Below are 11,884 nucleotides of genomic sequence, written 5' to 3'. Positions count from 1 at the left end.
CGTGTGACCGACGAACCGAGACCGCCCGTGGTCAACGTCGCCGCCTACTGGCGCGGCGACTTCACCCTGAGCCCCGCCCCGGCGGAGGAGGAGGACGGCCCGGACGAGCCCTCGCTGCGCCGCCTCGGCCGCTCCGGCATCACCGCGTACGGCCGCGACCTCTCCGCCGTGCTGGCCCCCGCCTACGAGGCCTTCCGGAGCTGAGCGCGACGACTACCGTGCGGTAGCGTCGCGCGGGTGACCGACACCCACGAGACCGGGCCGGCCGGTGAAGCCGGGCAGACCAGCGCGACCGGGCCGACCGACCCCCGGCTGGCCGACTTCGAGCGGCACCGGCGGACGGTCTTCGGCATCGCCTACCGGATGCTCGGCAGCGTCGCCGACGCCGAGGACCTGGTCCAGGACACCTGGCTGCGCTGGAGCGGCGTCACCGGCCCGGTCGCCAGTCCCGGCGGCTTCCTGGCCCGTACGGTCACCAACCTCGCCCTCAACAAGCTGGACTCGGCCGCCGTCCGCCGCGAGTCCTACGTCGGCCCCTGGCTGCCCGAGCCGCTGGTCGCCGAGCCGGACGCGACCGACGGCGTCGAGCGGGCCGAGACCGTCTCGGTCGCCCTGCTGGTGGTCCTGGAGAGCCTGTCCCCGCTGGAGCGGGCGGTGTTCGTGCTCAAGGAGGCCTTCGGCTTCTCCTACCAGGAGATCGCCGAGGCCCTGGACCGCACCGAGGCCGCCTGCCGCCAGGTCGGCAGCCGGGCCCGGGCGCACGTGCGCGCCCGCCGGCCGCGCTACGACGCCCCGCCCGAGCTGCGCCGCCGTGCCACCGACGAGTTCCTGGCGGCCTGCGTCGGCGGCGACCTCAACCGGATGCTGGAACTGCTCGCCCCCGACGTCACCAGCTGGACGGACGGCGGCGGGGTGATCAGCGCCGCGCTGCGGCCGGTCACCGGCGCCGACAACGTCGCCCGCTTCGTCCTCGGGGTGCTCCGCCGGCTGGGCGAGGGGGCCGGTGTCCGTCCGGTGCTGGTCAACGGCGTGCCCGGCGTGCTGGTCACCGTGGACGGCGCGGTCGACTCCGTCACCGTCTTCGAGTTCGCCGAGCAGCCCGACGGCGCCGTGCGGATCTCCGAGATCCGCGCGGTCCGCAACCCGCGCAAGCTGGCCCACCTGGCCGGCCCGGCCCCCGCCCCCGCCCCCGCCCCCGCTCCCGGCGCCGACGGCAGCGCCGACCGCTCCGGCCCGGCTTGACCCTCGACCAGGTCGAGCCCGCAGAGTCACCGGCATGGAGAGCGAGCTGCACAGCATCGGCGAACTGGCCCGCGCCAGCGGCCTGGGCGTCGGCACCCTGCGCTACTACGACGGCGCCGAGGTGCTCACCCCCGCCTGGGTGGACCCGCAGACCGGCTACCGCTGGTACCGGCCCGGCCAGCTCGCCGACGCCCGGCTGCTGGCCCGGCTGCGCCGGGTCGGCCTGCCGCTGGCCGGCATCCGCGCCGTGCTCGGCGCCGCGCCCGGCAGCGGTGAGGCCCGGCAGGTGCTTGACGCACACCTGCGCCGGCTGGAGGACGGCCTCGCCGACGCCCGCCGCGAGCTCTCCCTGATCCACGCGATGATCGACCAGAGGGAGCAGCCGATGACCACCACCCCCGCCGGACTCCGGCTCACCGTCCCGGCCGAGGAGCTCGCGGCCGCCCTGGACGCGGTCCGCTTCGCGGTCTGCGGGCGCCCGGAGCTGCCCTCGCTCGCCGGCGTGCTCTTCGAACCGGACGGACCGGTGCTGCGCCTGGTCGCCACCGACCGCTACCGGATGGCCTTCGCCGAGGTGCCCGCCACCGGCGACACGCCCGAGCAGCCGGTGGCCGGCACCGTCGTCCCGACCGCGCTGGTGGACGCGCTGCGCGCACTGCTCGGCGCGGGCCCGGCCGAGGTGGCGCTCACCCTCGGGGACGGACCGGTCCGGGCCGAGGTCGGGGAGCACCGCATCGAGGGCGTCGCGTTGAACGTCGACTACCCCGACCACCGGGCCGTCACCCGGCTCGAACCGGAGCACCGGATCACCCTGTCCGCCGCCGAACTGCGCGCCGCCGTCGAGACCGGCGCCACCCGCACCCTGCCCTCCGGCCCGGACGGCGCCGACTGCGAGGTCACCGTCCTGACCCTGGCCGGGGACGGAAGCCTGACGGTCGCCGACGACCCGGCCCCCGAGGGCTACCGACTGGCCGTCAACCGGGACTTCCTGCTCGACGCCCTCGACGCCGGGCGGCCCGGACAGCTGCTCCTCGAACTCGGCGGCCCGATCGCCCCGTTGGCCGTCCGCACCCCCGGGCGGGCGGGCACCTTCTCGGTCCTGATGCCCGTCCGGCTGCCCGAGTCCGCCTGACCGCCTCGGCCTGACCGCTTGACCGCCGCGGCCTGACCAGCCTCACCGGCCTGGCCTGCGCGGGCTCTGGAAGGATCACCGCATGAGCCCGCACCCCGATCCCCGCGCCTCCGAGGTCCACGTCCCGGCCCCCGGCGGCGGCCGGCTGTGGGCGGAGCGCCGCGGCACCGGCAGCCCGGTGGTCCTGCTGCACGGCTCCGGCATGGACTCCCGGTTGTGGGACGCCGTCGCTCCGGCGCTGTCCCGGCACCACGACGTGATCCGCTACGACGCCCGCGGCCTCGGCCGGTCCGCCGCGCCGGAGCGGGCCTTCGACGACGTCGCGGACCTGCTCGCCGTTCTGGACCACTTCGGTCTGCGCCGCGCCGCGCTGGTCGGCCTGAGCATGGGCGGGGAGACCGCGCTGGACTTCGCCCTCGCCCACCCCGACCGGGTCGCCGCGCTCGGCCTGGTCGGCGCCTCGGTCAGCGGCCACGACTGGCCGCCGTCCCCGGAGACCACCGCCTACGCCGAGGCCCGGCGCCGGGGCGACACGGCGGCGCTGGCCGAACTGGAGCTCTCCGTCTGGGCCGCCATGGGCCGCGACGCGCCGGGCGGCGAGCTGATCGCGACGATGGTCGAGGAGAACGCGGCCCGCCGGATCGTCAGCGAGCACCACCTCGCGGGCGCGCCGGCCCGGGCGGCCGAACCGCTCCTCGGCACCGTCGCCGCGCCCACCCTGGTCGTCCACGGCGACCGCGACCACCCGGAGATCGCGGCGATCGCCCGGCGGCTCGCCGCCGACATCCCCGGCGCCCGCGGCCACCTCGTCCCGGACGCCGACCACTACCTCCCGCTGCGCACCCCCGAACGGCTCATCGAGCTCCTCCTCGCCCACCTGGCCTGACCCCCGGCCCCGGCCCGCCCACCCGGCCGGTCTCCCGGCAGGGCCCGTTTGCTACCGCTAGCACCCTGCTTGCATTTGCAAGCAGGGTGTTGCAGGCTGTCCGCATGGCCTCACTGAACGTCGGCTCGCTGGGCGAGTACATCCGCGAGCAGCGCCGCAACGCCCAGTACTCGCTGCGGCAGCTGGCGGAGGCCGCCGGCGTGTCCAACCCGTACCTCAGCCAGATCGAGCGCGGGCTGCGCAAGCCGAGCGCGGAGATCCTCCAGCAGATCGCCAAGGCGCTGCGGATCTCGGCGGAGACGCTGTACGTCCAGGCCGGGATCCTGGAGGAGCGGCGGGGCGAGGGCCTGGAGCTGCGGGCCTCGATCCTGGCCGATCCGCTGATCAACGAGCAGCAGAAGCAGGCGCTGCTCGCGGTCTACGACGCCTTCCTCAAGGAGAACGCGTCGTCGGCTCCCAAGCCGACGGCCGACGGCCCAGCCACCCAGAACACCCACCGGGAGGACCGGTAACCATGCCCATCACCGACGAGATCAAGAAGACCCTCGGCGACCCGACCCCGCTGTACGCCCTGGCCGGCGCCGGAGACCTCGCGTACGAGAAGCTGCGCGAGGTGCCGGGCCGGGTCGAGGCGCTGGCGGCGGACCGCAAGGGTGCGCAGGAGAAGGCGACCGCCAGGCTCCAGGAGGCGCAGTCGCTGCTGACCGGGGCGCAGGCCAAGGTCACCGAGACCGTCACCACCCTGCCGACCGACCTCAAGGCCCTGCAGGAGCGGGCCCAGGGCTTCGCCCTGCAGCAGGTGGCCCGCGCTGTCGAGCTGGCGGTGAAGGCCAAGGAGACGTACGACGAGCTGGCCGAGCGCGGCAAGGTCGTGGTGGACAAGGCCCGCCCGGGCACGCCGGACGAGGCCGAGCGGCCCGAGCCGGCCGCGGAGCTGGTCGAGGCCGAGCCGGTGGCGGAGGTCGTGGAGGTCTCGGAGGTCGACGCCGAGCCCGCCCCGAAGAAGTCCGCGCGGGCCCGCAAGGGCGCCGCCGACGCCGCGGAGTGACCCGGGGCGTGTCCGACACGCCCCCGTACCCCGTGGGGCACATCCGGTGACCACGGGACGTTGAGCCCGTCGCGGACGGTCGTCGTGCCAGGATGGGCAGCGGTCGCAGCGCCGGAGTCGAGAGCAGAGGAGATCGAAATGGTCGGAGTGTTGCAGATTCTGGCCTTTTCCTACCTGAACCCGATCTGGTGGGCGACCATCGCCATCCTCGCCTACAAGCTGTTCGCCCTGGCCGACGCGGTCACCCGCCGGGAGGACGCCTACCGGGCGGCCGACAAGAAGACCAAGGGCTTCTGGGTGGCGATCCTGGCGATCTCCTTCGGCTGGGACTTCCTGTTCGGGGTGAACTTCTTCACCGGCATCGGCACCCTGGCCGGCCTGGTCGCCTCGATCGTCTACGTGGTGGACGTCCGCCCGGCGATCCGGGCGCTGACCGGCGGCAGCGGCGGCCGGGGCGGTCGGAGCAACACCGGGCCGTACGGCCCCTGGTAGGAGCGGCAGCCGACAACGCGACGGCCCGGGCGGGGAGTTCACCCGCCCGGGCCGTCGCGTTGTCCGCCCTCGTTCTTCGTCGACCGCTTCCGCGTCCGTCCGCGCGCCCCTCGGCCGGGGATCAGCCGAGGATCAGCTGCACCGGGTTGCGCTCCAGCAGCAGCACCGCGACGTCGTCGGTCAGCGCGCCGCCGTTCAGCTCCTCGACCTCGGCGATGGCGCTGTCGATCAGCCGCCCCCGGGTCAGTCCGGCGGCCTGGTGGTCGCCGATCAGGTCCGCGAGCCCGTCCTGGCCCAGCCGGCGCGATCCGGCCCCGACCCGGCCCTCGATCAGTCCGTCGGTGTAGAGCAACAGCCGCCAGCCGGCCCGCAGTTCGACCTCGTGGGCGGGCCAGGCGGACTGCCCGTCGTGGCACGGAAGCAGGCCGAGCGCGGGCCCGGCGAGGTCGGCGGGCAGGGTGATCGGCTCGTGGTCCCGGCCGAGCAGCAGCGGCGCCGGGTGCCCGGCGAGGTAGAGCCGGGCCCGCTCGCCGGTGCCGAGCGAGTCGAGGCCGCTGCCGGGGCCGCCGGGCTCGATGACCAGCATGCAGAGCGTCGCGAAGATCTCGTCGCTGCGCCGTTCGTGCTCCAGCACGTGCTGGAGGGTGGTGAGCAGGGTCTCGCCGGTGAGGCCCGCGAAGACCAGAGTGCGCCACGCTATCCGGAGCGCGACGCCGAGCGCGGCCTCGTCCGGGCCGTGGCCGCAGACGTCGCCGATCACGACGTGGACGGCGCCGTCGTCGGTGCGCACGGCGTCGTAGAAGTCGCCGCCGAGCAGTGCGCGGCGGCGGCCGGGGCGGTAGCGCCGGGTGAAGGAGAGCCCGGCGCCGTCGAGCAGCGGGGTGGGCAGCAGGTGGCGCTGGAGGCGGGCGTTCTCCTGGCCGCGCAACTCGGCCTCGACCAGGCGGCGCTGGGACTCGTCGGCGCGCTTGCGCTCGACGGCGTAGCGCAGGGCGCGGGCGAGCAGCGGGCCGTCCGTCTCGTGCTTGAGCAGGAAGTCCTGGGCGCCGGCGGCGACGGCGGCCGCCCCGAGTTCGGCCCCGGCGGCGTCGGTGAGCACCACGACCGGGGTGTGCGGGGCCCGGCGGAGCAGCTCGTGCAGGCCCTCCAGCCCGTCCGAGGAGTCGGTCGGGTGCGGCAGGTCGGCGGGCGCGGCGAGGTCGAGCAGCACGCAGCCGAACTCGGGGGTGCGGGAGCGCCCGCGCCGGGCCCAGTTCACGGGCGGGGCGAGCAGTTCGGTGGCCTGGTCCAGGCCGCGGGCCCAGTGGATCTCGATCGAGGTGCCGCTGTCGGCCACCGCCGCCTTGATCAGCTGGGCGTCCGAGGCGTCGTCCTCGATGACCAGCAGCCGCAGCGGGGCGCCGTCGGCCGGTCCGTCCGCCGCCGGGCCGCCCGGGTCGGAGATGTGGGACGGGTGGGAGGCGTGCGCGGCCCGCGAGCGGGGGTGGGGTATCGGGGGAGCCGCCGAGGCCGGTCCGGTCGTGACGCGGCTTCGGGCATGACCGACGGGGGCGCCGTCATGGGCGCCCGGCAGGCCCGCGGCACCAGGTGCCCGCCCGTCTCCCGTTGCGGGCATCGGTGGTTCCTCCCTTTCCCCGACTGCGTAACGGTCGACGTCCGTCCGCAGTGCCCGCCTGGCACCGCGCGTCGGGGAACTTCTCGCGACCATAACGTGATCTCCGGGGATTTCTCTGGCCGACCGGCGCCGTTGTGGCTATTGCCACGCCGGTGGTGGTGTGGTGACTGGACTCGGACGAGCACCCGGGCTCCGTCGGGTGGCTGCCGGAAAGGCTGCCAGGGCGGCTCCGGGAAAGGGGAGAGGGCGATGGTTGCGCGGATCACTCTGGTGGAGGGTGACATCACGGAACAGCCGGTGGACGTCGTGGTGAACGCCGCCAACTCGTCCCTGCTGGGCGGTGGTGGGGTGGACGGCGCGATCCACCGCAAGGGCGGACCGCAGGTCCTGGAGGAGTGCCGCCGGCTGCGCGCCTCGCACTGGGGCAAGGGGCTGCCCACCGGTCGGGCGGTGGCGACGACGGCCGGACGGCTGCCCGCCCGGTGGGTGGTGCACACCGTCGGGCCGGTGTACCGGGCGGAGGAGTACGAGGAGCGGGCGGAGCTGTTGGCCTCCTGCTATCGCGAGTCGCTGCGTGCCGCGGCGGGGCTCGGCGCGCGCACGGTGGCCTTCCCGGCGGTGTCGGCCGGGATCTACGGCTGGCCGCCGACGGACGCGGCCCGGATCGCGCTCGGCACCGTCGCGGAGGTGCTGGACGGCGGTGACGCGGAGGCGGGCGCGGAGCTGGCGGAGGTGCGGTTCGTGCTGTTCGGGTCGGAGATGTACGGGGTGTTCGAGCGGGCCCGGCGGGAGCTGTTCGGCCGGGGGGTCTGAGGGCGGGACCATCGTGGCGTGTCGGGGCGTCAACACGCCAGAGATATTCGATAACTCGTTCGAGTGAACGTATCGAATCGCTCACCGGCTCCCGGCGCGCACCGCCCGCACGGCGGCCACGACGGCCACGGCGGCTACGGCGCGAGCGCCGACCAGGGCACCGTGACCTCACCCTGCCGCCACCGCCCGCGCGCGTCCACCAGCGGCCAGCTGCCCGCCAGTGCCGTGCAGGCCGCCACCCAGCGCTGCCGCGCCCCGAACGCCCCGTACGGCGCGGCCGCCGCCCAGGCCCGGTCGAAGTCGGCCAGGAAGGCGTGCACGGGCCGCCCCGGCACGTTGTGGTGGATCAGCGCCTTCGGCAGCCGCTCGGCCAGGTCGGAGGGCTGGCCCAGGCCGCCCAGCCGGGCCGCGAAGGTCACCGTCCGGGGCCCCTCCGGGCCGAGCGCGACCCAGACGTGCCGCCGCCCGATCTCGTCGCAGGTGCCCTCGACCAGCAGTCCGTCCGGGGCGAGCCGCGCGCACAGCCGCTCCCACACCCCGGCGACCGCCGATTCGTCGTACTGCCGCAGCACGTTCGCGGCCCGGATCAGCTGGGCCGGCCCGCCGCCGTCCAGCGGCACCTCGAAGCCCCCGCGCCGGAAGGTGAGCAGCGGCGGCTCGGCGTACGGCAGCGCGGCGGCGACCCGCTCCGGCTCGATCTCGATCCCGACCACCCGGACGTCCGGCCGCACCGTGCGCAGCCGTCCGGCCAGTTCGACGGCGGTCCACGGCGCGGCGCCGTAGCCGAGGTCCACCGCGACCGGCGGCCGCCCGGCGGCGCGCAGCGCACGGCCGAGGGTGTGGGCGATCCAGCGGTCCATCCGGCGCAGCCGGTTGGTGTTGGTGGTGCCCCGGGTGACCGTCCCGACCGGGCGCCCGGTCCGTCCGCGGGCGGGCGCGGCGGGAGCGGGGTCGAAGGAGGCAGCCATGCCCAGAAGGGTAGTCGGGTCGCCGACGGCACCGTGCTGACCAGGGGCGATGGCGGCCGTTCCGGCCGGTGGGCCGGGGCGGGAATGCCGGGCGCGGTCCGTGTGGTTGGCACCCTGATGGTGATGTGTGCCCGGACGGGGCTGCGCACACCGGACAACGGGCGGCCCGGCGCGGACCGCCTCGACGGGCCGCACAGAGGAGGCTTCAGCCAGGTGATCCAGCACCCCGTCCGTTCGGTACGCCGGGCCCAGCCCGCCGCCCCCGCGCGCGGCCGGCTCCAGTCGCTCGTCCCCGGTCGCCGCCGCCCGCGCCGGATAGCCATGCTGAGCGTCCACACCTCGCCGCTGCACCAGCCCGGCACCGGGGACGCCGGCGGGATGAACGTCTACATCGTGGAGCTGGCCAAGCGCCTGGCCGACCTCAACATCGAGGTCGAGGTGTTCACCCGGTCGATCTGCTCGGACGACGCGCCGACGGTCGAGCTGGCCCCGGGCGTGCTGGTCCGCCACGTCACCGCCGGTCCGTACGAGGGCCTGGTCAAGGAGGACCTGCCGGCCCAGCTGTGCGCCTTCACCCACGGGGTGCTGCGGACGGAGGCGGGCCACCGCCCCGGCCATTACGACCTGGTGCACTCGCACTACTGGCTCTCCGGGCAGGTCGGCTGGCTGGCCGCGCAGCGCTGGGGGGTGCCGCTGGTGCACACCATGCACACCATGGCGAAGGTCAAGAACGCCGCGCTGGCCGAGGGCGACACGCCCGAGCCCGCGGCCCGGGTGATCGGCGAGACCCAGGTGGTGGAGGCGGCCGACCGGCTGATCGCCAACACCACCGAGGAGGCCGCCGAGCTGGCGCTGCACTACGCCGCCCGGCCGGACCAGCTGGCCGTCGTGCACCCCGGGGTCAACCTGGACGTCTTCCGCCCCGGCGGGCCGCGGACGCCCGCCGCCGCGCGGGCCCGGCTGGGCCTGCCGCAGGACGCCGCAGTGCTGCTGTTCGCGGGCCGGATCCAGCCGCTGAAGGCCCCGGATGTGCTGCTGCGGGCGGTCGCCGCGCTGCTGGGCCGCCGCCCGGAGCTGCGCGAGCGCCTGGTGGTGCCGGTGGTCGGCGGGCCGTCCGGCACCGGGCTGGCCCGGCCGGAGAGCCTGCACAAGCTCGCCGCCCAGCTGGGCATCGGCGACGTGGTGCGGTTCCACCCGCCGGTCGGCCAGCCGGACCTCGCCGATTGGTACCGCGCGGCGTCGGCGCTGGTGATGCCCTCGTACAGCGAGTCCTTCGGGCTGGTTGCGCTGGAGGCGCAGGCCTGCGGCACCCCGGTGGTGGCGGCCTCGGTGGGCGGCCTGCCGGTCGCGGTGCGGGACGGCGAGACCGGCACCCTGGTGCAGGGCCACGACCCGCTGGACTGGTCGTACGCGCTGGAGCCGTACGTCACCGACCGGGGCCTCGCGGCCCGGCGCGGCGAGGCGGCGGCCCGGCACGCGTCCCGCTTCGGCTGGGACACGGCCGCGGCGACCACCGCCGAGGTGTACGCCGGGAGCATGGCCCGCCCGGCGGGCCGGCTGGCCGGGGTCCGTCGCCGACCGGCCTGAGCGGAGGCCCGGGCGGAAGCCCCGGGGCCGACCGGCCTGGGGCTGCGCCCGCCCGGTACCGACGAGTAACGTCACCCCCATGGCAATCCGCACCAAGGACGAGGCCCTGACCCTCCTGCGCGCCGCCCTGGACGACGCCGGGGTGGCCTGGGAGCCGGCCGCCGCCGACCCGTACACGCTGGTGGCGGCCCTCCCGGGCACCCGCAAGCTGAGCACCACCTGCGCCCTGCGGGTCGGCGACCACACCCTGTCGGTGAACGCCTTCGTGATCCGCCGTCCGGACGAGAACCACGAGGCCGTCTACCGCTGGCTGCTGGAGCGCAACACCCGGCTGTACGGCGTCGGGTACGCGATCGACGCGCTCGGCGACGTCTACCTGGCCGGCCGGCTGCCGTTGGAGGCGCTCACCCCGCAGGTCGTGGACCGGCTGCTCGGCACGGTGCTGGAGAACGCGGACGAGCCGTTCAACACCCTGCTGGAGCTGGGCTTCGCCACCGCGATCCGGCGCGAGTGGGAGTGGCGGACCAAGCGCGGGGAGTCCACCCGCAACCTGGCCGCCTTCGCCCACCTGGCCGCCCCGCGGGACGCCTCGGCCGAGGCCTCGGACACCCCGGACGCACCGGCCGCACCGGACACCCCGGCCGCCGGCTGACCCGCGGGCCGGTCAGGCGCCCGCCGGGGCCTTCCCGGTCGGCTCCACCGCGGGCGCCGTGGCCGTGCGCGCCGGAGCCCCCACCGCGGGCGCCGGGACCTCCGTGGCCACGGGCCGACGGCGCCCGGCCGCGCCGGTCCGGCGGGCCAGCACCACGTACCCGAGCGCGGTGACCGTCCCGACCGCCCCGCAGGCCGTCCAGAGCACCGCCGGCCCCGCGTGCTGGAGCAGCAGCCCGCCGCCCGCCGGGCCGAGGAACGAGGCGAGCGACCAGGAGAGGCTGTGCACGCCCTGGTAGCGGCCGCGCCCGTGGGTCGGCGCCAGCTCGGCGACCAGGCCCATCATCACCGGCGTGTTGAGGATCTCGCCGACCGTCCAGACGGCCACCGAGAGCGCGAACAGCCAGGCCGAGGACCCGGCCAGCGCGGCCAGCCCGAAGCCCCAGCCGGTGAGCAGACAGCTGGTGATCAGCAGCCCGGTCCGTGAGCGGCCCTCCATCCAGCGGGTCAGCGGGATCTGCAGGACCACGATCAGCAGCCCGTTCAGGCCGATGACCAGGCCGTACTCGGTGGAGGTGATGCCGGAGGCGCCCATGTCCACGGCCAGCGTGGTGCTGCCCTGCTGGAAGACCAGCGCGAGCAGCAGGGTGAGCCCGACCAGCGCCATGAACGGGGCGTCCCGGAACACCGAGAGCAGGCTGACCGGCGGTTCGGCGGAGCCGTCCGCCCGGCCGGGCGCGGCCTGCGGCCTGGTCTCCGGGATCCGGATGAAGATCACCACCGCGCAGACCAGGGTGGAGAACGCGTCCAGCAGGAAGAGCGTGAGGTAGCCGTGGGTGGCGATCAGGCCCGCCACGGCCGCCGAGAGGCCGAAGCCGATGTTGATCGCCCAGTAGTTCAGCGAGTACGCGCGGACCCGGTCCTCGGCCGGCACCAGGTCGGCGATGATCGCCGAGGTGGGCGGCCGGGTGGCGTTGTTGCACAGGCCCACCAGGAAGGCCACCACGGCGATCGCCACCTGGCCGTCCGCGAAGCCGAGCACGGCGGTGAACAGCGCGGTGCCGAGCTGGGCGGCGAGCAGCGTGGGCCGGCGCCCGATCCGGTCGGCCAGCACGCCCGCGAGGATCGCCGCGACGGCCGAACCGAGGCCGAACAGCGAGGCCACCAGGCCCGCGTAGGAGGCCGAGTACCCCCGGTCGACGGTCAGATACAGCGCCAGGAAGGTGACGACGAACGCGCCGAGCTTGTTCACCAGCGTGCTCACCCAGAGCCACCAGAACTGTCGCGGCAGCCCGCCCACGGTCTCCTGTACGAGTCTTCGGATCCGGGGGTTGGCGACCAGGGCGACGAGCATGTGGGGGCTCCCGTGGGCAGGCGTCCGCCGAACGGTGCGGCAGGCCCGGTCAGCCGACGCATGTAAGTGTCAGATGCGCGGGGCACACATTACACA

At 75.4% G+C, this 11,884-nt stretch carries 13 protein-coding genes; 10 read left to right on the top strand and 3 right to left on the bottom strand.

What is annotated here, in order from left to right; all coding sequences use genetic code 11:
- Positions 1–3 precede the first annotated feature (3 nt).
- From AMK13_RS08765 to AMK13_RS08735, 7 genes are all read left to right on the top strand, one after another.
- Positions 4–204 carry a hypothetical protein gene (locus tag AMK13_RS08765; RefSeq protein WP_049654144.1) on the top strand — a complete coding sequence of 67 codons (201 nt, stop codon included), beginning with the start codon at positions 4–6 and terminating at the stop codon, positions 202–204.
- Positions 205–237: 33 nt separating this feature from the next.
- A complete protein-coding gene (locus AMK13_RS08760; protein WP_241852798.1) occupies positions 238–1,242 on the top strand; it encodes an RNA polymerase sigma-70 factor in 1,005 nt (334 codons plus the stop codon).
- Between the two features lie 34 nt (positions 1,243–1,276).
- Complete coding sequence (locus AMK13_RS08755; RefSeq protein ID WP_074001735.1) at positions 1,277–2,374, top strand: DNA polymerase III subunit beta family protein; 1,098 nt, start codon at positions 1,277–1,279, stop codon at positions 2,372–2,374.
- An 82-nt stretch (positions 2,375–2,456) separates the two neighbouring features.
- Complete coding sequence (locus AMK13_RS08750) at positions 2,457–3,260, top strand: alpha/beta fold hydrolase (RefSeq protein ID WP_074001734.1); 804 nt, start codon at positions 2,457–2,459, stop codon at positions 3,258–3,260.
- 104 nt (positions 3,261–3,364) lie between these two features.
- Positions 3,365–3,772, top strand: a complete 408-nt coding sequence (locus tag AMK13_RS08745) for a helix-turn-helix domain-containing protein (RefSeq protein WP_049654148.1) — start codon at positions 3,365–3,367, stop codon at positions 3,770–3,772.
- A 2-nt stretch (positions 3,773–3,774) separates the two neighbouring features.
- Positions 3,775–4,308 carry a hypothetical protein gene (locus AMK13_RS08740; RefSeq protein WP_074001733.1) on the top strand — a complete coding sequence of 178 codons (534 nt, stop codon included), beginning with the start codon at positions 3,775–3,777 and terminating at the stop codon, positions 4,306–4,308.
- A gap of 138 nt (positions 4,309–4,446) precedes the next feature.
- Complete coding sequence (locus tag AMK13_RS08735) at positions 4,447–4,800, top strand: DUF2516 family protein (protein ID WP_049654152.1); 354 nt, start codon at positions 4,447–4,449, stop codon at positions 4,798–4,800.
- 121 nt (positions 4,801–4,921) lie between these two features.
- Here AMK13_RS08735 and AMK13_RS08730 read toward each other — a convergent pair whose 3' ends face one another.
- A complete protein-coding gene (locus AMK13_RS08730) occupies positions 4,922–6,415 on the bottom strand; it encodes a PP2C family protein-serine/threonine phosphatase (protein ID WP_049654153.1) in 1,494 nt (497 codons plus the stop codon).
- Positions 6,416–6,664: 249 nt separating this feature from the next.
- On the opposite strand from AMK13_RS08730, the gene AMK13_RS08725 reads away from it, so the two are divergent.
- Positions 6,665–7,228: an O-acetyl-ADP-ribose deacetylase gene (locus AMK13_RS08725; protein ID WP_074001732.1), complete on the top strand. Its 564-nt coding sequence runs from the start codon at positions 6,665–6,667 to the stop codon at positions 7,226–7,228.
- 134 nt (positions 7,229–7,362) lie between these two features.
- On the opposite strand, the gene AMK13_RS08720 is transcribed toward AMK13_RS08725, so the two are convergent.
- The gene (locus tag AMK13_RS08720) at positions 7,363–8,196 is read right to left on the bottom strand and encodes an SAM-dependent methyltransferase (RefSeq protein WP_074001731.1); all 834 of its coding nucleotides are present in this window, start codon (positions 8,194–8,196) and stop codon (positions 7,363–7,365) included.
- Between the two features lie 216 nt (positions 8,197–8,412).
- On the opposite strand from AMK13_RS08720, the gene mshA reads away from it, so the two are divergent.
- Together mshA and AMK13_RS08710 are read left to right on the top strand one after the other, a co-directional pair.
- On the top strand, positions 8,413–9,783 hold the full coding sequence (gene mshA, locus AMK13_RS08715; RefSeq protein WP_369808316.1) for a D-inositol-3-phosphate glycosyltransferase: 1,371 nt from the start codon (positions 8,413–8,415) through the stop codon (positions 9,781–9,783).
- 79 nt (positions 9,784–9,862) lie between these two features.
- On the top strand, positions 9,863–10,435 hold the full coding sequence (locus AMK13_RS08710; RefSeq protein WP_074001730.1) for a YbjN domain-containing protein: 573 nt from the start codon (positions 9,863–9,865) through the stop codon (positions 10,433–10,435).
- 12 nt (positions 10,436–10,447) lie between these two features.
- Here AMK13_RS08710 and AMK13_RS08705 read toward each other — a convergent pair whose 3' ends face one another.
- Entirely contained in the window at positions 10,448–11,788 is a 1,341-nt protein-coding gene (locus AMK13_RS08705) for an MDR family MFS transporter (RefSeq protein ID WP_074001729.1), read from the bottom strand.
- Between the last annotated feature and the right edge of the window lie 96 nt (positions 11,789–11,884).

It is taken from the genome of Streptomyces sp. CB02056 (assembly GCF_001905545.1).
In the GTDB taxonomy this organism is placed as follows: Bacteria; Actinomycetota; Actinomycetes; order Streptomycetales; family Streptomycetaceae; genus Kitasatospora.
This window is presented reverse-complemented; position numbering and strand designations above follow the sequence as displayed.

Excerpts from the sequence above, each read along its gene's own strand:
- AMK13_RS08710 (WP_074001730.1), top strand. The coding sequence starts at position 9,863 with ATGGCAATCCGCACCAAGGACGAGGCCCTGACCCTCCTGCGCGCCGCC.
- AMK13_RS08745 (WP_049654148.1), top strand. The coding sequence starts at position 3,365 with ATGGCCTCACTGAACGTCGGCTCGCTGGGCGAGTACATCCGCGAGCAG.
- AMK13_RS08735 (WP_049654152.1), top strand. The coding sequence starts at position 4,447 with ATGGTCGGAGTGTTGCAGATTCTGGCCTTTTCCTACCTGAACCCGATC.
- AMK13_RS08755 (WP_074001735.1), top strand. The coding sequence starts at position 1,277 with ATGGAGAGCGAGCTGCACAGCATCGGCGAACTGGCCCGCGCCAGCGGC.
- AMK13_RS08720 (WP_074001731.1), bottom strand. The coding sequence starts at position 8,196 with ATGGCTGCCTCCTTCGACCCCGCTCCCGCCGCGCCCGCCCGCGGACGG.
- AMK13_RS08750 (WP_074001734.1), top strand. The coding sequence starts at position 2,457 with ATGAGCCCGCACCCCGATCCCCGCGCCTCCGAGGTCCACGTCCCGGCC.
- AMK13_RS08725 (WP_074001732.1), top strand. The coding sequence starts at position 6,665 with ATGGTTGCGCGGATCACTCTGGTGGAGGGTGACATCACGGAACAGCCG.
- AMK13_RS08705 (WP_074001729.1), bottom strand. The coding sequence starts at position 11,788 with ATGCTCGTCGCCCTGGTCGCCAACCCCCGGATCCGAAGACTCGTACAG.
- AMK13_RS08740 (WP_074001733.1), top strand. The coding sequence starts at position 3,775 with ATGCCCATCACCGACGAGATCAAGAAGACCCTCGGCGACCCGACCCCG.
- AMK13_RS08730 (WP_049654153.1), bottom strand. The coding sequence starts at position 6,415 with ATGCCCGCAACGGGAGACGGGCGGGCACCTGGTGCCGCGGGCCTGCCG.